Genomic DNA, 19853 nt, shown 5'->3' on the forward strand with positions numbered 1-19853 from the left:
GGCGTGATCGAGGCCAGAGGCGGACTGATCACCGTCGTGGCCCAGCGTGACGGGCTGGTGCGGCGGGTCCTCGTCCAGGAGGGCGACACCGTGGCGCTAGCCCAGCCGCTTGCCGAAATGGACAACGCTCAGGCGCGATTGAGCGCCGCCGCCACCACGGCCGCGCTAGGTGAGAAGCGCGCCCAGGTAGAGGTGGCCGCCGCCAAGCTGGCTGGCATGGAACGCGAGGCCGCCCGGCTGGCCGGCCTGGCCGCCGCCGACGCCGCCACGCGTCAGGACGCCGACCAGGCCGCCAACGCCGCTCAGGTAGCGCGAGGCGAGTATGACCAGGCGCGGCAGGCGGCCCTGGCGGCCCAGGCGCAGCAGCGGCTCGACAGCTACGAGGTGACGGCGCGCATCGTCCGTGCGCCGCTGGCCGGCAAGGTCGTGCGCCGCGCTGTCGCCTCCGGGGCCTGGGCGGCGGCCTCGACGCCGCTGTTCATCATCGAACCCAACGGCCAGCGCGTCGTTCGCGCCGAATTGGACGAGAGTTTCTCCGACCGGGTCCGGCCCGGGATGTCGGCCGTGGTCACGAAGGAGTTCCAACAGGGCCGCGACTATCGCGCCCGCGTGATCCGGGTCGCCGACATCTTCGGCGGACCGTCGCTGGAGGACCCCAGCGCCCAGGCCGACACACGCGTGGTGTCCGTGACGCTTGAACTGGACGAGCCCGCCGACCTACGGCTCGGGCAGCGGGTTCTGGTGCGCTTCTCGCCATGAGATCCCACGCCATCATTCCGGTCGTCCTGGCCTTCGCCGTCGCCGGCTGCGCGCACATCACGGCGGCGGACCGGGCGCCCCGCACGTCGGTGCTGGAACGCCTGAAGCCGTCGGGCGAACCCGTCTGGCGCGAGGACCTGAACGATCCGGTCCTTCGGGATCTGCTGCGTCGCGTCGACGCCGCTTCGCTGGATGAAAAGACCGCTCTGGCGCGGTTGGCCCGCGCGCATGCGGACGTGATCGCCGCCAAGGCCGCCGGGTCGTTGCAGGTCGGCATCGGCGCGAACGCCGCCGTTGGCGGGCGCACCTTCTCGTCGTCGGCTTCCGGAGCGGTTCCGTCCCTGGAGGCCAGCTACGAGATCGACCTGTGGGGCCAACTGGCCAAGGGCCGCGACGCCGCCGCGGAAGACGCCCAGGCCGCGACCTTCGACCTGACGCGGGCTCGGCTGTTGGTCGGCGAGGAGACGGCGCGGATCTATGTCGCCCTTCGCGGGGCCGAGGCGGCGACGGAGACCGCCCGTCAACGCCGCGATCTCAGCCAGCGCGCCTACGATCTGGTCAGCCTGCGCGCGGGGGCAGGCGCCGCCGGCGGCGAGGATGTCGCCACCTACCGTCGCAATCTGGTCGATGCCCAGGTCCGGCTCCAGGAAGCGACGAGCGAGGTCGAGCGCCAGAAGATCCGTCTGGGCGCGCTGTTGGCTGAAACCCAGCCCTGGACGCCGCCTGGCGGGAGCGGCCTGCCGACGCCGTCCGAGGCGCTTCCCCAGAGCATCTCCTCGGCCGTCGTCGATCGCCGTCCCGACGTCATGGCCGCGTTCGCCCGCCTTTCCGCCGCCGACGCCCGCCGGGCCCAGGCTGTCGCCTCTGCCCAACCTCAGTTCATGATCAGCGCCGCGCTGGGCGCTCCCGACGCCGCCATCGTGAACCTGCTGGATGCTCGGTCGCTGGCCTGGGCGCTGGCCGCGACCTTGTCCCAGGCTCTGGTTGACGGACAGGCCGGGCGCGCCCGGATCGACGCCGCGACCGCCGAGGCCGACGCCGCCGACCTCGCCTATCGAAAGGTCGTGGTTCAGGGCTGGGCCGAAGTGCGCCAGGCCGTAGTCGATGCGACCGCCGCCAGGACGGTGCTGGACCAGGCGCGGGGCGGCCTTGCCGACGCCCAGGACGCGGTCCGGCGCGGGCGGATTCGCCATACGGCCGGAACCCTCGACGGCCTCGGTCTCGCCCTGCTGGAGGATCGTCAGGCCGCGGCGATGGAAGATCACGACCAGGCGGCGGCTCGGGTGCTGATCGCCCAACTGCAGTTGGCCTTGGTCACGGGCGGCTGAGGATGGAGGTCCTGGCGGCGTCGGGCATCCAGAAGACCTACGATCAGGGCGTCACGCGCATCGTCGCCCTGACGCCCACGGACCTGTCGGTGGCCAGAGGCGAGTTCCTGGTGATCTCGGGACCATCGGGCTCTGGGAAATCGACCCTGCTGGCGATCATCTCAGGTCTGTTGCGGCCGACCGCGGGGCGCGTCGAGGTCCTGGGCCAGGATCTGGCCGGGCTCACTCGCGACCAATTCGATCATTTCCGCCTCGCCCACTTCGGCTTCGTCTTCCAGGGGTTCCATCTGCTGCCGGCCCTTACCGCCGTCGAGCAGGTGAGCATCCTGCTCGAACGACAGGGCGCGAGTCGGGCCGAGGCCTATGAACGGGCCCGCCACGCCCTCGAACGCGTGGGCCTGGCCAGCCGCTTCGCCAATCGCCCGGCCGAACTGTCCGGGGGTGAATGCCAACGGGTCGCCATCGCGCGCGCGCTGGCCAAGGCCCCGCAGGTGATCTTCGCTGACGAGCCGACCTCCGCCCTCGATTCCGAAAACGGCCGCCAGATCGCGCGGATGCTGAGCGCCGCAGCGCAGGAGGACGGCACCGCCATTGTCTGTGTTTCCCATGACCCCCGGCTCATGGCGCATGCAAGCCGGGTGGCGCGCATGGAGGACGGCGTACTTTTTTGCATCTGAAACGAGGTGTGGAGCGTTGGACCGGTGACAGCGTCGCTCAGACGCCGACGCGTCTCCCGACGACAACTTTTCGATGGCGGCCATCATGCCTCAAGCCCTGCCCACAGACAGCGAGTTCTTCGACATCATCGCCAAGGAGGCTCTGAAAGACCGAGCCACGCTCAAGCGGGATCTGCCGCTTGAAGACCTCGGCATCGATTCCCTTGATGTCGTCTCCATCCTGTTCGAGATCGAGGATCGCTACGGGGTTCAACTCGAGGGCGAGGAAATCGGCGGGTGCAAGACGCTCGGCGACATGCTGGACCTGTTCAAGAGTCGCCTCGCCGCAGCGGCCTGATCCGATGACGCTCGGCGCAAGACGGATCGCCGTCAGCGGCATGGGCGCGGTATCGGCGCTCGGGAAATCGCTACCCGAGAACTGGGCCTCGGCTGTTGCCGGACGGGGCGGCATCCGTCTCCAGACCGCGTCGGTTCCCGACAGCGCCCCATCCGCCGTCGAAATGCCCGCCGCGCGGGTCGCCGACGGCTACGACGCCGATGTCGATGAGCGGCTGGGCCGCCCGATCATCACGTCCCTCGACCCCTTCGCCCGTATGTCCCTGACCGCGGCGCTGGAGGCGCTCGACCAGGCCGGGTTGCGCGGGGCCCCGGTGCTGGAGGAGCGGACCGCGATCGTGTTCGGCCATGGTCTCGGCGGGCTGGAAACCATGGAGGCCGCCTACGAGCGGTTCTTCGGTCAGAAATCGACACGCGTGCATCCGGCGACCATATCGCGGGTCATGCAGAGCGCCGCCGTCAGCGCCGCGGCGATGGCGTTCGGCGTGCACGGGCCGGTGTTCGCCGTCTCCAGCGCCTGCGCCTCATCGGCTCACGCCATCGCCCAAGGCGCGGCCCTGATCCTCGCCGACCTAGCGGACGTGGCGATTGTCGGCGGCAGCGAGGCGATCTCGACCGGAGGCAGCCTGCGGTGCTGGGAGGCGATCCGTGCCACGTCGCCGACCACCTGTCGGCCGTTCAGCGCCGACCGCGACGGCATGGTCATCGGCGAGGGCGGCGCGGCACTTGTCCTTGAGGATCTTGACCATGCCCTGGCGCGCGGCGCCCCGATCCTGGCCGAACTGGTCGGGGTCGGCATGTCGTCGGACGCCTTCCACATCACCCAGCCCTCGCCGGAAGGCCAGGCGCGCGCCATCCGCAAAGCCTGTGGCCAAGCCGGCATCCTGGAGACAGGCGACGTGCTCATCTCGGCCCATGGCACCGGCACGCCGCTCAATGACCCGGCCGAGACCCTGGCGCTGTTGGCGGTCTTTGGCGAACGGGGTCGTCACCTGCCGGTCATCGCCACCAAGAGCGCCCATGGCCACGTCATCGGCGGCTCGGCGGCCCTACAGGCGGTTCTGGGCGTGACGGCGCTCAATGAGCGTCTCGCCCCGCCGATCCTGAACTTCACGGCGCGCGACGAGGCCTGTGACCTCGATCTCGTCATCGGTGTGGCGCGCCCGTTGAACGAGGGCAGTCTTCTGCTGCAGAACGCCTTCGCATTTGGAGGACTGAATGTGTCGCTCGTCTTCGCTGGTCCGACCGCGGCCCGAGAAGTCCGCGCGAACTGATGGTCCGGAAGCGGGCCGTCGTCTCGGCAGCCGGTATAAAGCGGTGCCGAGCTGGAGCCCAAAGCCGCGATAAGTGGCGTGAGACTGAAGAACGAAACCATCATTCAACAACCTTACACAGGGAGGCCCGCTAACCATCCCTAGCGGACGAAAGCAAAGTCCGCTCCTTGGCCAAGAAGCCAATGTCTGGTTTCGGCGCTGAGGCCCTAGACCGAATTCGACCCTCAACTGACTTTAGGCTCACCCATAGTTTGATAGACCTCAAAAAGTGGGATGCGGACATCGCGGCGAAAAGATTTTCGCACGTCGCCTTCGCCAACGACCTGTAAGTCGGCGGTAAAGCCGTCCCAAGTCACGCAAACGACGCTCATGCCGCAAACCGCGGCGTGAGCACACCCTCTAGAGCGAGAGGGCGAACCTCGAAACCATCGCCGAACGCATGTGTGATCAGGTCGCCGGACAGCTCCTTCAAACCACTTGCGTGAGCAAGAGCCGCCATAGAAGGCTCCCGAATGCCGTCCGCTGCAGCGAACGCTCCGGCTCGTCGTGCGTGTTCCCTGAGGCTGACCAAGCGCCGTCGTGCGCCGCGTTCGGTCGCCCATCCGTCGAGCGACACGCTTAGTCCATCCGCGCCTGTATGTTCCCATTGCGAATAGTCCGCGCAATGGCGGGGTAGCCGAACGGTGGTCCGGCGTACAAACCCCCTAATCTGGGCGACCGCCTCCGCAACACGGGTGACCGAAACATTAGGAGACAGATCAGTCAGTTCGACGAAAAGACGGCGTCCGATTTCTTCATTGTCCGCAATCTTCCTTAATTTGCGCATGATCGCGATGCGGCTGGACGAATGGGCGAAGGCGTCCAGGGATAAAGGGACCGATAAGGCGACATTCTGATGGGACGATTGAGATAGGATTTCACTCGCATGTCGAAGGCGCCGATGAGCGATCAGGCCATGAGCGCGCGAGGTGAGATCATCGGGAGACACCACGGCGCGCTGAGTGGGGAGCGTATGGAAGGTTTGGGCGCGAAGGTGGAAGACGGCTACGGCATCGTGGGCGGTGTTCCATATCGGCTCGCAGTAATAAAGCGCCTCTAACTCACCGCCCTCGGGCCGCTTGAAGATGACGACTTTGCGCGGCTTTTGTCTCGTGCCGAAAGCCTCCCATGGCGGCGAGTCTTCATCGGGATCCGCTAGCGAAACTGTCAATCGAGCAGCTTCTTCCAATTGAGCCGGCGTCACACGCCGCGCTTCAATCTGGCCCGGCTCCGCCTGTTCAATAATCGAGATCCGGATATGGTCAGGCTGCACCTGACCCAGGAAGTGACCCAAGGTCAGGCGGGTGAGCAACGCCACCCGGTTCAGGGCGCTCATCGGAGAACGGCTGGGCTGTATCAGAACAAAGTCGACGTCGTTGACCCTGAGGATCAGATCGTCGTCCAGCGCTCCTCGCCGGAACGAGCGCAAAACAAAATCCTCCACCAAGCCTTCGTGCCTGGACCACCGAGCCCCCAAAGCCTCGCGCACTGGGGCTAGGCTTACGGTGTGGCAACGCCCCTCCTTCACACCCTGACGTACGGCGTCATGGTGTGAAAGCAGGTCCGATACATTTCCCGTGGGGACGGCGTTCATGACGCCTTCGGAAAATTATTTGTGGCGGGATCCATGGCGACAAATATCCTTTTTGACGACGGCACCATGACCACTAGGATGGGCAGTCGGAGCGTGGAATTGGTAATTACCCGTAGCTAGCGCGTAGCTGACTCAGCGCGACGGGCATCCCACCGACAGTTTCGAGGTAGTGAGCAGAGAAAGACGCGGGCTTTTCGTCCTCCGCAATGCGTGCGGCATCCGGCTTCAAAGGCAGGCGCGCCAAAACTAAATGACGATCGACCCGCTTCACGTTGTCGCATCAGCGCGCGGAACCTCTAATGCCGATGGCTGTGATCGAAAAACGCTTCCGAATACTTTTTCGCGCGCCCTCCTATTATGAGATGCGGCGGGCGGCTCTTGTTTCGTAACGTAATGAAAAACGACCCGGCCTCCCGGCCGCCGGCTCTTGTGCGACGGCGCGCGGCGCGGTCAGCAACGTTTGCCTCCCGCTGGCGCGCGCCGCCCTATCGCACGCCAATGTATTTGTGCGTCTGGACGCTGAGCCGCCATTGGGGGTGGGTCAGGCAATATTCGATGGCGGCGGCGGTGTTCGCGGCCTGGTCGGGGCCGTCCATGGGCTGGAGCCAGAAGCGTTCGAAATCGAGGCCCTCGAACCGCTCCGGCATGGCCAGGGGCTGCGGATAGACCAGCTTCAGCTCCTGGCCCGAGGTCTGGACCACCGGGGCGTCGGCCTTGGGGCTGATGCAGATCCAGTCGATGCCTTCGGGCGCGGCCAGTGTGCCGTTGGACTCGATGGCGACTTCGAACCCGCGCGCGTGGAGGGCGTCGATCAGCGGCGCGTCCAACTGCATCAAGGGCTCGCCGCCGGTGCAGACCACCAGCTTGGGATCGCCCTCGCGGCCCCGCCACATGCCGGCGACATGGTCGGCCAGCAGGTCGGCGGTCTTGAACTTGCCGCCGCCGTCGCCGTTCACGCCGACGAAATCCGTGTCGCAGAAGCTGCAGACGGCGGTCGCGCGGTCCCGCTCCAGCCCGCTCCACAGGTTGCACCCGGCAAAGCGCAGGAAGACGGCGGGCCGCCCGGCCTGACCGCCCTCGCCCTGCACCGTCAGGAAGACTTCCTTGGCGGAATAGGTCACGCGCGCGCCGCCCATTCGCCGTATCCGGCCGCGCGCAGTTCGCAGGCGGGGCAGGTCCCGCAGCCATAACCCCAGTCGTGCCGATGCGTCCGGTCGCCCAGGTAGCAGGTGTGGCTGGCCTCGACGATCATCTCCACCAGCGCCGCCCCGCCGATCCGCTCGGCCAGGGCCCAGGTGTCGGCCTTGGTCAGGAACATCAGCGGCGTCTCGACCGGCGACGGCTTGGCCAGACCCAGGGTCAGGGCGTGGGCCATGGCCTGGATCGTGTCGTTGCGGCAGTCGGGATAGCCCGAGAAGTCGGTCTCGCACATGCCGCCGACCAGAACCTGGAGCCCCCGCCGGTCCGCCAGCGCCGCCGCCGCGACCAGGAAGATCAGGTTGCGCCCCGGCACGAAGGTATTGGGCAGGCCACGCGCGTCGGCCTCGATGGCGCGATCCGTGGTCATGGCCGTCTCGCCGATGGCCCCGAAGCCGGTCAGATCAACGACATGGTCCGGCCCCAGTCGGTCGGCCCATTGCGGCAGGACGGTCGCCATCTCGGCGCGCACCGTCTGGCGCGCCTGCATCTCGACCGCATGGCGCTGGCCATAGTCGAAGCCGACGGTCTCGACCCGCTCATACCGCTCCAGCGCCCAGGCCAGGCAGGTGGCGCTGTCCTGCCCGCCAGAGAACAGGACAAGGGCCGACTTTTCAGAGTTTTGTGACGTAACGCTCATGACGAACCTGCGGTCGGCCGGCGGCCGCGCGCATCCAAAGAAGGACCGGAAAAAATGGATCGACGCTTCCTATACGCCAGTCAGCCCGCCGCCGCAAAAGGCGTCGCCTCCGACCTTTTCGTCAAGGTGAGCAAATTCGATTCGTCCTTAACCCTTCCGCAAAGGATTCTCATCAAATGTAAAACTCCATAGTGGAGTGCCGGCCGTATGCCGACGATCGAAGTGCTGACCGAGCGCGTAGAGCCGGTGACCGCCACCACCATGGCGGGCGAGGTCTTCGTTCGTTTTGAACGGGAGCCGGACACCCTTGTCATCCCCGTTGTCGACGGCGACCGCCCTCTGGGCCTGATCGAACGCAGCGACTTCCTGATGAAGCTGGCCGGACCGCTGGGCCAGAGCCTGTACGGCGCCCGCGAAGTCATCCACATCATGGACAACGAGCCCGCTGTGGTCGAGGCCGGCGTCCGTATCGACGCCTTTTCCGACATCATTCTGAAGAGCGGCCCCGGCGCGCTGATGCGCGGCTTCATCGTCACCCGCAATGGCGCCTACCGCGGCGTCGGCACGGCCGTGTCCCTGCTGCGCGCCCTCAACGCCATCCAGCGCCAGCAGAACCGCGACCTGTCGGATCAGGTGCGCGCGCTCGGCGACGCCGAGATCCAGGCCGCGGCGACCGCTCGCGCCAAGAGCCAGTTCATGGGGCTGATGAGCCGCGAACTGCGCACGCCGATGAACGGCGTGCTGGCGGTGGCCGAACTGCTGCGTCGCCAACCGCTGAACGACGCCGCCCTGGCCCACGTCCAGACCATCATCGATTCCTCCGAGACCCTGCTGGACACCCTGCAGGACGCGCTGGATCTGGCCCGCGCCGAGGCTGGCGAGCTTGAGCTGACGCTCGCGCCGACGCCGCTGCGCGCCGTGATGGACGAGGTTCAGGCCCTGTGGGCGCCGCGCGCCGCCCAGGACGGCGTCACCCTGATGGTCGGCTATGAGGGCGACACCGAACTGGCGAGCGTGCTGGACGGCCGGCGTCTGAGCCAGGTGTTCAACAACCTGATCGGCCATGCGCTGAAATTCGCGCGCAACGGCATGGTGGAAGCCAGTCTGAAGGCGCACGTCGTCGGCGATCAGGTCCGCCTGGAGGCCCGCGTGCGCGACGACGGCCCCGGCGTGGACCCGGCCCGCATCAATCAGATTTTCGACCACGCCGCCGGCCCGGACGGCGCCGGTCTCAGCCTGTCGATCTGCCGCCATATCGTCGAACAGATGGACGGCCGCATCTGGGCCGAGAACAACGCCGGTCGCGGCGCCACATTCGCCTTCGACCTGTCGGCGCTGCGCGCCGTCATCCAGCAGGAAGAGCCGTCGAACGTCTCCACCCTGGGCGAACTGGACCTGCAGGCCCGCCCCCACATCCTGATCGCCGACGACAACGCCACCAACCGCGTCGTCGCCCAGGCCCTGTGCGAAATGTTCGGCTGCACCTCGGAAACCGTCGAGGACGGCCAGGAGGCGCTGGAAGCCGTGCAAGCGCGTCCGTTCGATCTGATCCTGATGGACATCAAGATGCCGCGCCTAGACGGAGTCCAGGCGACCCAGGCCATCCGCGCCCTCAGCGGCGACGCGCGCAACATCGCCATCATCGCCCTGACCGCCAACGCCGATCCCGAGGACGCCAGACACTATCTGGCGGCGGGCATGGCGGCGGTCGTCGAAAAGCCGATCAAGCCGGAACGCCTGCGAATGGCGATGAACGCGGCGCTGGCGTCCGATCCGGCCGCGACCGACATCGCGCGCGAACGCGGCGTCGCCTGACGCGTCCCGCCCGGGCCGGGCGTCCGGGCGACTCCATCCGCTTCCGCTGCTGAACTGAACGCCCCCGGCCGAGCACGGCTGGACAAGGCTGCGCGCGCGGGTTCACGAAGGTCGAGCTGATCAGGCCGCCCGTTCGGGCGCCGGCCAAGACAGGACGCCCTGATGACCGACACGTTTCTGACGACCCTCCTGCCCCAGTTGGCCTCGGGGGCCGCCCACACCCACGCGCTCGGCTTCGGCTATGAGGGCCTGGAGGGCGATCGCGTGCGAATCCGCGTCCCTTACCGCGACGATCTGGTCGGAGATCCCGAAACCGGCGTCCTGGCGGGCGGCCTGGTCACCACCCTGCTCGACCATGTCGGCGGTCTGGCGGTCTGGGTGGCGCTGAAGACCTATCAGCCGATCGCCACCCTGGATCTTCGGGTCGACTATATGCGCGCCGCCATTCCCGGCCGCGACCTGCTGGCCGAGGCGCGCTGCTATCGCCTGACGCGCACCCTCGGCTTCGTTCGCGCCTGGGCGTTCGAGGACGATCCCGCCGATCCGGTGGCGGCCGCCCAGTCCGCCTATGTCATCAGCGCCGAGGGCGATCATCGCGCCGGCGCCAACCTGCGCGCGGCCCGCGCCGCCGGAGACGCCGCATGATCGCTCCCCTGCTCGACAGCCTGCCTTACGCCCGTTTTCTGGACCTCAGGACTCAGGTCAACGGCAACGAGCTGACCGTGGTCATGCCCTTCCAGGACAAGCTGATCGGCAACCCCATGCTGCCGGCCCTGCATGGCGGCTCGACCGCGGCCTTGCTGGAAATGACCGCCGTCGCCCAGGTGTCGCTGACCTACCCACGGCTGCGCCTGCCGCGCCCGATCAACGTCACCGTGGCCTATCTGCGCTCGGGCAAGCCCAGCGACGTCTATGCCCGCGCCCGGATCAACAAGGCCGGTCGCCGCGTCGCCCATGTAGTGGCGGAGGCCTGGCAGGAAAGTCGCGACCATCCCATCGCCGCCCTGACGGCTCACTTCCTGCTCGACGAGGGCGATGATGCAACCTAAAATGGTTAATTACTGTTAACTAAAAGTTGAATCGTAACCATTGGTAAACAAATCGTTGCCAAATTCCCTTAATGCGCGTTAAGAAATGGCCGTTGTCCTTTATTGAGGGGTAAAGCCATGGACCGCACTGAAATCGTCGCCAGCGTCGCAGGCGACCTCTACGCAACCGAAAATGCGGTCGATGCCGCCATCACCCACGCCACCACCCTGGTCCAGTCGATGATCGGCGCCCGCGCCGCCCTGTCGATCTCGCCGGTGGCCGGCGCCGGTTCGCAGGCCAAGGCTATCGAAGCCATCATGGCCCTCAGCACCGCCCGCGACGCCGTCGTGGCCTGCCACGCCGAGCTCCAGAAGGACCACCGTCGCCTCGGCTACGGCGTCTATTCGGTCGGCCCGGTCAACAAGCCCGACGAATGGGACGACCGTCCGATGACCCGCAAGGACTCGCATCTGCGCGTTGCGTGAAATAACCGTAATCTAGGATATCGGGTCTCCGGTTCCTGACAACTTTGCTATATGTTCGCCCCCATTGTCATTGCGACGGTGGGGGCGTTCGTTGTTCGAGACCATTGCTGCCTATGTGGGTGCGGGCCTCGTCGTGGCCGTTGGCCTGTTCGCCTTCCTGAAAGGCGGCGAACCTGAAAAGATTGGCGCAGGCGCTTTCCTGTTTGGCTGGTTCGCCTCGGTGATGGTGCAGAGCAACGCCGGTCGCGGCGTCCAATGGGCGATGTTCGCCATCGACGTGGTGATGCTGATAATCTTCGGCGCTATGGTCTGGAAGGCGCCGCGGTCTTGGCCGGTGTGGGCCTGCGCGCTGCAACTTCTGGTCGTGACCAGCCACGTCATGATCATGGCGGATCTACGGACGCCGATCTCGGCCTTCTACACGGTCGTCAACATGACCGGCTACGGCATCATGCTGGCCATCGCCGTCGGCACCTTCTGGGCCTGGCAGGAACGGCGCGCCATCGGCGCCGAAGCCGAATAGGTGGATATTCCTATCATCTCACGATAGGCTGCGGCGTCACCGTCTCGGAACGCCGTCAGTGCCTCTGTCCCACGCCAAACTCTGGAAAGCGATCGACGCCCTGGCGCATCGCGAGGGCACCTCGCCTTCCGGCCTGGCGCGGCGCGCCGGTCTGGACGCGACCAGTTTCAACCCGTCGAAACGGCTTGGACCGGGCGAGCCGCCGCGGCCGCGCTGGCCCTCGACGGAGAGCCTGACCCGGGTTCTGGAGGCGACCGGTGTTTCCCTCGGCGCCTTCGCCGCCCTGGCCGACGACGCGCCGCCTGAGGATCGGTCCATTCCCCTGCTGGGCCTGGCCAAGGCGGGCGCCGACGGCTTCTTCGACGACGCTGGCCTGCCGCTGGCCGACGGGTGGGACCAGACCGACCTGCCGACCCGCAAGGACAGCCTGTTCAGCCTGACGATCGACGGCGATTCCATGGCCCCGCTCTATCGGCCCGGCGATCGCGTGATCGTGGACCTGGAAGCGTCCGACGTGCGGCGCGGCGACCGGGTCGCGGTGCGCACCACCGACGGCGAGACCCTGGCCAAGGAGATCGCGGCCATGAATGCGCGTGAGGTCACCTTGGCCTCGATCAATCCCGCCTATCCGCCGCGCGCCCTGCCCCGCCGCGACATCCTCTGGATGGCCCGCATCCTGTGGGTCAGCCAGTAGCGCGCTCAAACGGGCCAAAGGCCGGTGGCGCACAAAGCCGCGCTCAAGCAGGCCGAAGGCCGATAGCGCAAAAAGAAAGAGCCGCCCCCGATGGACGGCCCTCCTTGTTCAGCCTGTCAGACCCTTAGTTCCGCGTAACGTGGTGGGCGTTCACCCAGCCGCCGCCGGCGATCTGCACCCACTCGCCTTGCGAGCCTATGGCCGTGAAGGGCTGGCCGGCCGACAGCCTGCCGGTCTGGCGATAGTTGGTGCCCGGCCCCGTGCGGATGCGCAGGTTCGAGCTCGCGCGGTACGAGTTGGCGGCCGCCTGATTGGCCGCACGCGCACGTTGCTGGTTGCAGCCGACGTAGGAACCGGCGGCGGCGCCGGCGCCGGCGCCGACCACGGCGCCAAGGGCGCGCTCATGCTTGGACACCTGGCTGCCGGCCAGGCCGCCCAGCACGGCGCCGATCGCCGCGCCCGCTTGCTGGCGACCGCCCGGGGCGTCGCAGTTGGTGATGCCGTTGGCTTGCGCGCTGGCGGTCATCGGCACGGCGGCCGAACCGAGGGCGGCGAACATTGCGGTGGCGGCGAGGCCCGCCTTGAAGAATTTCGACATACTCTCTCTCCTGTCATCGAGGGTCGTGAGGGAAAGAATGCCTAGCTCAAGGTGAAGGCTCCCGGAGCCTCGCCGTTATTCTCGGTTCATAATGGTTAAGGCGCTACTTGAGGCCGAGAAGAAAAAGAGCCGCCGCGGTTTCCCGCGACGACCCCAGATCATTCAGCCCTCAGCCAATTCGCCGTTCGCCCCGGCTTCGATCAGGGCGATGGTCTGCGGCAAACCATAGATGGCCGCGAACGACCCGAACCGCGGCCCCTGCGAGGCGCCCAGCAGCACCTCGTACAAGGCCTGGAACCAGGCCCGCAGCGGTTCAAACTCGTGCGCCTTGCCCACGGCATAGACCTCGCCCTGGATGGCCTCGCCGTCGGTCGTGTCGACCGGCAGGGCCTTCAGACGTTCCGCCAGATCGAGCAACGCCGCCTTCTCCTTGTCGTCGGGCAGACGATAGGTCTTCGAGGGCTTCACGAAGTCCTCGTAGTAGTTCAGCGCATAGCCCATCAGGCGGTCCAGCACCGGCTCGTTCTCGGGTGTGGCTTCGGGCAGGTACTTGGCGAAATAGGCCCACAGCTGATCCTTGGTCGAGGCGTTGGCCACGCCGACCAGGTTCAGCAGCAGGGCGAAGGACACCGGCGAGGCGCTCTCGGGCGGGGTCCCTGAGTGGATGTGCCAGACGGCGTTGTCGATCTGCTTGGCCGGTTCCTGCGTCTTGTACTGCTCGATGAAGGACAGATAGTCGTCCGTCGCGCGCGGAATGACGTTGAAATGCAGGCTCTTGGCCGACTTCGGCGACTGGAACATATACCAGGACAGGCTCTCGGGCGTGCCATAGCGCAGCCACTCGTCCATCGTCAGGCCGTTGCCCTTGGACTTGGAGATCTTCTTGCCCTCGACGTCGAGGAACAGCTCGTAGTTGAAGCCTTCCGGGGGCACGCCGCCCAGGGCGCGGCAGACCTTGGACGACTCGCGCACGCTTTCGATCAGGTCCTTGCCCGACATCTCATAGTCGACGCCCAGGGCGGTCCAGCGCATGGCCCAGTCGGGCTTCCACTGCAGCTTCACATGGCCGCCGGTGACGGGGACCTCGGTGCGACCGCCCGCCGGGTCGTCGAAGGTGATGGTGCCGCGCTCGACATCGCGTTCCAGCGTCGGCACCTGCAGCACATGGCCGGTGATCGGGCTGATCGGCAGGAAGGGCGAATAGGTGGCGCGGCGCTCCTCGCCCAGGGTCGGCAGCATGATGCCCATGACCTTGTCGAAGCGCTCCAGCAGCGTCAGCAGGGTCGCGTCGAACCGGCCCGACCGATAGGTCTCGGTCGAGGACATGAACTCGTAGTCGAAACCGAAGCTGTCGAGGAAGGCGCGCAGGCGGGCGTTGTTGTGCGCGCCGAAGCTGTCGTGCGTGCCGAACGGATCGCGCACCTTGGTCAGCGGCAGGTTCAGGTCTTCGCGCAGCATCTCGGCGTTGGGGATGCCCTCCGGCACCTTGCGCAGGCCGTCCATGTCGTCCGAGAAGGCGATCAGGCGCGTGCGCCAGTGGTCGCCGGTCAGGGCGCGAAAAGCGTTGCGCACCATGGTCGTGCGCGCGACTTCGCCGAACGTGCCCATGTGCGGCAGGCCCGACGGGCCGTAACCCGTCTCCAGGATCACCGGCGCGTTCAACGCCTCGAAGGTCGCCAGAGCCTCGTCCGCCTTGCCCGCGTCGATGAGCAGTTTCGCCGCATCGCGCTCCGCATCCGACAGCCGTTTTTTGAGCACGTGGGCCAGCAGGTTGCGCGCTTGCTCAAACGGCCACGAACGGGCCTCACGGGACAGGGTTTCAAGGTTCTGAAGCATGCATCGGGCTTTGAAGCCTTGAACGCGCGGGGTCAACAGCAGCGGGCGGATCAGAGCCGCGCAGCGAGCATGACAGGCATTTAAGTAGGCGCGGCCCGCCCGCTGTGTTCATCCTGCGCCATGGTCAAGCTGAACCGTAGATTAGCGCTCCTCGGCGGTCTTTCGGCCGCCGGATGCACGTCCGCCCCATTGTCATCCGAAGGCGTGTCCGAGTTCAGTCTGGCGCTGCAGTCCCGCTTGCCTCGCCAGCCGCCCTTCCTGGCCGTGTTCGAGCGCGGCGACCAGACGCTGGGCTTTGTGGCGGCGAGACATTCCATCGACGGCGACCATCCGACCTTCGCTCTGGTGCGAACCGCCTTCGATGCAGTCCAGCCCCGCGCTGCCATCATCGAAGGCATCGAGACGGCGCTGGGCGAACGGCCGCGTCCGATCGTGGACCAGGCTCGCCGCCTGAAGGCGCCTTCGAACCCGTTCGCGGCAGGCGAAGCCGTCTACACGGCGCAGTTGGCGATGAACCGCGACATCCCTTTTTGGGGCGGCGAGCCGTCCGATCAGGACATATTCTCCGCCCTGCTGGCGGCAGGCAGCGATCCCGAGGACGCCTTCTACGCCTTCCTCTTCGGCCCGCTCGCCCAGAGCGTGAGGGAGGGTGGCATCAGCGGACCGAACGACCCCCGCTTCGATCCCGCCTTTGAGCGCTGGGCCAAAGGGAACGCGCGCGACCTGACGCCAGCGCCCGACACCAGCGCCCTCGCCTTTCGCGCCTGGTATCGCGACCGCTCCGGCCTCGACCTGAACGCCGATCTGAACTGGCTGGCGAGCAATGATCCCGACTACGCAGGGCCGGTCCAGCGCGAGTTGAAGCTGCACATGAAAATCAGGGATCAGCATCTGTTCGACCTGATCCGGTCGCGGCTGGAGACACATCGTCGCCTCCTCGTGGTCTATGGCGGCAGCCATATCGCCACGATGTGGAGCCCTCTGGTTCAACAGTTGGGGCGTCCACGCCTGATCGGAGGGGCCTAGAGCCGCGCGGATGCGTGCCTCGGCAATTGCATCTGGTTCTCGAAACTCATGGCCAGTTCGCCGTCCTGATTGGTGACCCAGGTCTTGGTGCGGACCACGCCGCGGTCGGGCTGGCTCTTGGACGGGCGGATTTCGAGGATCTCGCGACGCGCCTTCAGCGTGTCGCCGGGCCGCACCGGGCGCAGCCAGCGCAGGTCGTCGATGCCGAGGCCCAGCATGGGCGTCGCGCCGAAATAGGCGGCGTCCACGTATTCTCGCATGACCCGCGCGGCGACGTGCCAGCCGCTGGCGATCAGACCACCGAACCGGCCCTCGGCGGCAGCGGCGGGATCAATGTGCATGGGCTGGGGGTCGAACTGCTCGGCGAAGGCGATCACCTCGGCCTCGGTGATAGTGAAGGGCTCGCCCTCCCAGCTCTCGCCGACCGTCAGGTCGTCCAGATAGCGATCGGCCATGTCGTCTTCCTCATGCGAATTCGGCCTTCAGATAGTCGGTTCGCGCGACCGCACCAACCGCCCTGTCTCGCCGCCCGCCTTGACCCGGCGGCGCGGTCATGGCCTTTGCCCCACCTCATGCTGACCTCAGATTTCGACTTCGACCTGCCCGATGACTGCATCGCGCTGCGCCCTGCCGAGCCGCGCGATTCCGCGCGCCTGCTGGTGGTCAAGGACGGCGCGCTGAACGACCGGATCGTCCACGACCTGCCGGACTTCCTGCAGCCCGGCGACGCCCTGGTGTTCAACGACACGCGGGTGATCCCGGCGCGCCTCTCGGGCGTGCGCCAGCGCCCCAACCCCGTGATCGGGGGGCCGGAAGGCGAGACCCTGACCGTCGAGGTCGAGGCCACCCTGCACCACCGCGACGCCCCCGACGTCTGGTCCGCCTTCATGAAGCCGGGCAAGCGCATCAAGCCGGGCGACCGGATCCATTTCGGGCGCAACAGCGACGCCGCCTGCGAACTGGGTCGGCTGGACGCCACGGTCGAGGCCAAGAACGAAGACGGCCTGATCACCCTGCGTTTCGATCTGGCCGGCCCCGCGCTGGACGACGCCATCCGCGACGTCGGGGTCATGCCCCTGCCCCCCTATATCGCGACCAAGCGGCCCGAGGACGACCGCGATCTGAAGGACTATCAGACAGTCTTCGCGACCTATGACGGCTCGGTCGCCGCGCCCACGGCGGGCCTGCACTTCACCCCCACCCTGCTGGACGCCATCCGCGCGCGCGGCGTCAGCACCCACGCCGTGACCCTGCACGTCGGCGCCGGCACCTTCCTGCCCGTCAAGGCGGACGACACCGCCGATCACAAGATGCACAGCGAGTGGGGCGAGGTCTCGGCCGAGACCGCCGCAGCCCTGAACGCCGTCCGCGCCGCCGGCGGCCGCATCGTCTGCGTCGGCACCACCAGCTTGCGCCTTCTGGAAAGCGCCACGACCGAGGACGGCGTGGTCCAGCCCTTCCACGGCGACACCGCCATCTTCATCACGCCCGGCTACCGCTTCCGCGCCTGCGACGTGCTCATGACCAATTTCCACCTGCCGCGCTCGACCCTGTTCATGCTGGTCTCGGCCTTCGCCGGCATCAAGACCATGCGCGCCGCCTACGCCCACGCCATCGACAGCGGCTATCGCTTCTATTCCTATGGCGACGGGAGCCTGCTGTTCCGGAGCGACGCATGACCGACGACCTGCCCGATGATCTCGCCGCCTCTCTCGACATCCTCGCCTCGGCGGCGAGCGAGCTTCAGGACCCGTGGTGGATTTTCGGCGGGGCGGCCATGGTGCTGGCGGGGCTTCAGGACTGGCGCGCGCCCGACATTGACATCATGGCCAGCCCGCGCGACGCCCGCCGCCTGATCGAGGCCCTGCACGGCCAGGTGGTCGAAGACCCCGGCGAGGGCGTGTTCCGTTCGCAGGTGTTCGGCCAGATCCTGACCACGCCGGTGCCGCTGGACGTCATGGCGGGCCTGGACGTGCGGGCGGGCGGCGACTGGGTGCCCGTGACCTTCTCGACCCGCGTGCCGATCGTGCTGGAGGACTTCACCGTCTTCACCCCGTCGATCACCGAGCAGATCGAGACCTGCCGCCTGTTCGGCCGGCCCAAGGACCTGCAGCGCGCCGAAATGCTGGAAAGCCTGCGCTAACTTTCTTCCCCCGCTCATCCCGGCGGACGCCGGGATCCAGTTCTTTGGGTGACAGGGCGGACCGTTCCGTGGTTGAGCAATCTCGAATTCACGCCGCCAGTCTGCGGCTCTCACTGGATCCCGGCGTCCGCCGGGATGAGCGGAGTCCCTGTTGCCCTTCCCGTTTGAAATTTCCGCCACCGAAGGCCGCGCCCGCACCGGGGTGCTGAAGACCCCGCGCGGCGACATCCGCACCCCCGCCTTCATGCCCGTCGGCACCGCCGCCACGGTCAAGGCGCTGACGGTGGATCAGGTCAAGCAGACAGGCGCGGATATCCTGCTAGGCAACACCTATCACCTGATGCTGCGCCCCGGCCCGGAGCGGATGGAGCGCCTCGGCGGGCTGCATAATTTCATGCGCTGGGACAAGCCGATCCTGACCGACTCCGGCGGCTTCCAGGTCATGAGCCTGTCGGGCATTTCCAAGCTGACCGAGGAGGCCGTGACCTTCTCCAGCCATATCGACGGCTCCAAGCACGTCCTGACGCCGGAACGTTCGATCCAGATTCAGGCCGACCGGCTCGGCTCCGACATTGTCATGCAGTTGGACGAATGCGTCGCCTGGCCCGCCGAGGAAAAGCGCGCCCGTCAGGGCATGGAGCTGTCAGCCCGCTGGGCGCAGCGCTCCAAGAACGCCTTCGGCACGCGCGACACACAGGCCCTGTTCGGCATCCAGCAGGGCTCGACCTATGAAAACCTGCGCCGGGAATCCTCGGAACGGCTGCAAGAGATCGGCTTCGACGGCTACGCCCTGGGCGGTCTGGCTGTCGGCGAAGGCCATGAAGCCATGTGCGAGGTGCTGGACTATGCGCCCGAGTTCCTGCCCAAGGACCGCCCCCGCTATCTGATGGGCGTCGGCAAGCCCATTGATCTGGTCGAGGCGGTCTATCGCGGCGTTGACATGTTCGACTGCGTCCTGCCGACCCGCGCTGGTCGCCACGGTCAGGCCTGGACCTGGGACGGGCCGATCAACCTGAAGAACGCCCGCTTCGCCGAGGATCAGGACCCGCTGGACATGGCCGTGCCCTGCCCCGCGTCCAACGACTATTCGAAGGCCTACCTGCACCACCTGATCCGCGCCGACGAGATTCTCGGCAAGGTGCTGCTCAGCTGGCACAACATCGCCTTCTTCCAGGCCCTGACGGCGGCGATGCGGGAAGCGATCAGCGAAGGCCGCTTCGAACAGTTCCGGCGCGACTTCCACGCCCGCCACGTCAAACGCTGACGACGCTTAGCTCGGCTGCACCGCAGGCCTCGGCCGGAACCAGTCGGGGGCGGCGGGCGGGGCGCAGTTCCGCTGCATCCCTATGCCCTTCAGGAAGGCGCGGCGCATCCGCCCCGCCTGGATGGCGGACTGGACGTGCTTGCTGTGCTGGTCGGCGCCCGACAGTTTCCTGATCCAGTTGCGACCGGGGATGAAGTCCGTCGTCGTGTTGCGGATGGCCTCCAGTGTGGCGCGCGCCGCCGCGTCGGCGGCGCGTTCGCTGAGGAAGCTTCCGTCCTGCGACGGCGGCCGGTCGGCGTCCGGACCCAGCGCCTCGTCCAACCGCGCGATCTCGGCGCCGATGGTCGTGCACTGGTTCAGGTTGCGCAGATCATAGGGATTGGATTCCGCCTGCAGCAGCACCGTCGGAATGTATTCCCGACGCAGGTTGAAGTCCTCCAGCGGCGCAGTGGCGGCCTCGCCGAAGCCGGCCCCGACCTCGCGCGCGCCGCCCACAGCGGAACGGCCGGCGTTGCAGCCAGACAAGGTCGTCGCCATCACAGCGGAAACAAGCAGAACAATGCGCATGCCGCCTTAGATCATGGCGGACGCCGGGG

Annotated in this window: 22 protein-coding genes; 15 read left to right on the forward strand and 7 right to left on the reverse strand. The window is 67.1% G+C overall.

Annotated elements, in window-relative coordinates; genetic code table 11:
- Positions 1-3: 3 nt before the first annotated feature.
- The 5 genes from AB4Y68_RS06905 to AB4Y68_RS06925 all read left to right on the forward strand — a co-directional run bounded on the left by AB4Y68_RS06905 (position 4) and on the right by AB4Y68_RS06925 (position 4374).
- Positions 4-759 (forward strand): HlyD family efflux transporter periplasmic adaptor subunit, encoded by a 756-nt coding sequence (locus tag AB4Y68_RS06905; RefSeq protein ID WP_441454778.1) that lies wholly within the window; start codon positions 4-6, stop codon positions 757-759.
- A complete protein-coding gene (locus AB4Y68_RS06910) occupies positions 756-2087 on the forward strand; it encodes a TolC family protein (protein ID WP_441454779.1) in 1332 nt (443 codons plus the stop codon). Before AB4Y68_RS06905 ends, AB4Y68_RS06910 begins: the two co-directional genes overlap by 4 nt.
- Positions 2088-2089: 2 nt before the next feature.
- On the forward strand, positions 2090-2764 hold the full coding sequence (locus tag AB4Y68_RS06915; protein WP_441454780.1) for an ABC transporter ATP-binding protein: 675 nt from the start codon (positions 2090-2092) through the stop codon (positions 2762-2764).
- Between the two features lie 85 nt (positions 2765-2849).
- Complete coding sequence (locus tag AB4Y68_RS06920) at positions 2850-3101, forward strand: acyl carrier protein (RefSeq protein WP_441454781.1); 252 nt, start codon at positions 2850-2852, stop codon at positions 3099-3101.
- A gap of 4 nt (positions 3102-3105) precedes the next feature.
- A complete protein-coding gene (locus AB4Y68_RS06925) occupies positions 3106-4374 on the forward strand; it encodes a beta-ketoacyl-[acyl-carrier-protein] synthase family protein (RefSeq protein WP_441454782.1) in 1269 nt (422 codons plus the stop codon).
- A 367-nt stretch (positions 4375-4741) separates the two neighbouring features.
- On the opposite strand, the gene AB4Y68_RS06930 is transcribed toward AB4Y68_RS06925, so the two are convergent.
- The 3 genes from AB4Y68_RS06930 to queC all read right to left on the reverse strand — a co-directional run bounded on the left by AB4Y68_RS06930 (position 4742) and on the right by queC (position 7844).
- Positions 4742-6007 carry a hypothetical protein gene (locus AB4Y68_RS06930; RefSeq protein WP_441454783.1) on the reverse strand — a complete coding sequence of 422 codons (1266 nt, stop codon included), beginning with the start codon at positions 6005-6007 and terminating at the stop codon, positions 4742-4744.
- 485 nt (positions 6008-6492) lie between these two features.
- Positions 6493-7128 (reverse strand): 7-carboxy-7-deazaguanine synthase, encoded by a 636-nt coding sequence (gene queE / locus AB4Y68_RS06935; RefSeq protein WP_441455005.1) that lies wholly within the window; start codon positions 7126-7128, stop codon positions 6493-6495.
- Positions 7125-7844 carry a 7-cyano-7-deazaguanine synthase QueC gene (queC, locus tag AB4Y68_RS06940; protein ID WP_441454784.1) on the reverse strand — a complete coding sequence of 240 codons (720 nt, stop codon included), beginning with the start codon at positions 7842-7844 and terminating at the stop codon, positions 7125-7127. Before queC ends, queE begins: the two co-directional genes overlap by 4 nt.
- 207 nt (positions 7845-8051) lie before the next feature.
- Here queC and AB4Y68_RS06945 point away from each other — a divergent pair, with 207 nt between their 5' ends.
- The 6 genes from AB4Y68_RS06945 (at position 8052) to AB4Y68_RS06970 (ending at position 12390) form a co-directional block, all read left to right on the forward strand.
- Complete coding sequence (locus tag AB4Y68_RS06945) at positions 8052-9659, forward strand: response regulator (RefSeq protein ID WP_441454785.1); 1608 nt, start codon at positions 8052-8054, stop codon at positions 9657-9659.
- A 162-nt stretch (positions 9660-9821) separates the two neighbouring features.
- Positions 9822-10304, forward strand: coding sequence for a PaaI family thioesterase (locus AB4Y68_RS06950; protein ID WP_441454786.1), 483 nt, complete (start codon positions 9822-9824; stop codon positions 10302-10304).
- Entirely contained in the window at positions 10301-10708 is a 408-nt protein-coding gene (locus AB4Y68_RS06955) for a PaaI family thioesterase (RefSeq protein ID WP_441454787.1), read from the forward strand. The genes AB4Y68_RS06950 and AB4Y68_RS06955 overlap by 4 nt, the downstream gene beginning before the upstream one ends.
- A 117-nt stretch (positions 10709-10825) precedes the next feature.
- Positions 10826-11173: a hypothetical protein gene (locus AB4Y68_RS06960; RefSeq protein ID WP_441454788.1), complete on the forward strand. Its 348-nt coding sequence runs from the start codon at positions 10826-10828 to the stop codon at positions 11171-11173.
- A gap of 91 nt (positions 11174-11264) precedes the next feature.
- The gene (locus AB4Y68_RS06965) at positions 11265-11696 is read left to right on the forward strand and encodes a hypothetical protein (protein WP_441454789.1); all 432 of its coding nucleotides are present in this window, start codon (positions 11265-11267) and stop codon (positions 11694-11696) included.
- A 58-nt stretch (positions 11697-11754) separates the two neighbouring features.
- On the forward strand, positions 11755-12390 hold the full coding sequence (locus AB4Y68_RS06970) for a S24 family peptidase (RefSeq protein WP_441454790.1): 636 nt from the start codon (positions 11755-11757) through the stop codon (positions 12388-12390).
- Between the two features lie 124 nt (positions 12391-12514).
- On the opposite strand, the gene AB4Y68_RS06975 is transcribed toward AB4Y68_RS06970, so the two are convergent.
- Both AB4Y68_RS06975 and AB4Y68_RS06980 read right to left on the reverse strand, forming a co-directional pair.
- The gene (locus AB4Y68_RS06975; protein ID WP_441454791.1) at positions 12515-12988 is read right to left on the reverse strand and encodes an SH3 domain-containing protein; all 474 of its coding nucleotides are present in this window, start codon (positions 12986-12988) and stop codon (positions 12515-12517) included.
- 162 nt (positions 12989-13150) lie between these two features.
- Positions 13151-14824 carry a lysine--tRNA ligase gene (locus tag AB4Y68_RS06980; protein WP_441454792.1) on the reverse strand — a complete coding sequence of 558 codons (1674 nt, stop codon included), beginning with the start codon at positions 14822-14824 and terminating at the stop codon, positions 13151-13153.
- 204 nt (positions 14825-15028) lie between these two features.
- On the opposite strand from AB4Y68_RS06980, the gene AB4Y68_RS06985 reads away from it, so the two are divergent.
- On the forward strand, positions 15029-15850 hold the full coding sequence (locus AB4Y68_RS06985; RefSeq protein WP_441454793.1) for a hypothetical protein: 822 nt from the start codon (positions 15029-15031) through the stop codon (positions 15848-15850).
- Here AB4Y68_RS06985 and AB4Y68_RS06990 read toward each other — a convergent pair.
- Complete coding sequence (locus AB4Y68_RS06990; protein ID WP_441454794.1) at positions 15847-16305, reverse strand: MaoC family dehydratase; 459 nt, start codon at positions 16303-16305, stop codon at positions 15847-15849. The genes AB4Y68_RS06985 and AB4Y68_RS06990 overlap by 4 nt on opposite strands.
- 117 nt (positions 16306-16422) lie before the next feature.
- On the opposite strand from AB4Y68_RS06990, the gene queA reads away from it, so the two are divergent.
- From queA to tgt, 3 genes are all read left to right on the forward strand, one after another.
- Positions 16423-17529, forward strand: a complete 1107-nt coding sequence (queA, locus tag AB4Y68_RS06995; protein WP_441454795.1) for a tRNA preQ1(34) S-adenosylmethionine ribosyltransferase-isomerase QueA — start codon at positions 16423-16425, stop codon at positions 17527-17529.
- Positions 17526-17993, forward strand: coding sequence for a nucleotidyltransferase domain-containing protein (locus AB4Y68_RS07000; protein ID WP_441454796.1), 468 nt, complete (start codon positions 17526-17528; stop codon positions 17991-17993). The genes queA and AB4Y68_RS07000 overlap by 4 nt, the downstream gene beginning before the upstream one ends.
- Before the next feature lie 148 nt (positions 17994-18141).
- Positions 18142-19257, forward strand: a complete 1116-nt coding sequence (tgt, locus tag AB4Y68_RS07005; protein WP_441455006.1) for a tRNA guanosine(34) transglycosylase Tgt — start codon at positions 18142-18144, stop codon at positions 19255-19257.
- A 6-nt stretch (positions 19258-19263) separates the two neighbouring features.
- On the opposite strand, the gene AB4Y68_RS07010 is transcribed toward tgt, so the two are convergent.
- Positions 19264-19824, reverse strand: coding sequence for a hypothetical protein (locus AB4Y68_RS07010; RefSeq protein WP_441454797.1), 561 nt, complete (start codon positions 19822-19824; stop codon positions 19264-19266).
- Between the last annotated feature and the right edge of the window lie 29 nt (positions 19825-19853).

Source organism: Brevundimonas sp. 2YAF1 (genome assembly GCF_052114745.1).
GTDB lineage: Bacteria > Pseudomonadota > Alphaproteobacteria > Caulobacterales > Caulobacteraceae > Brevundimonas.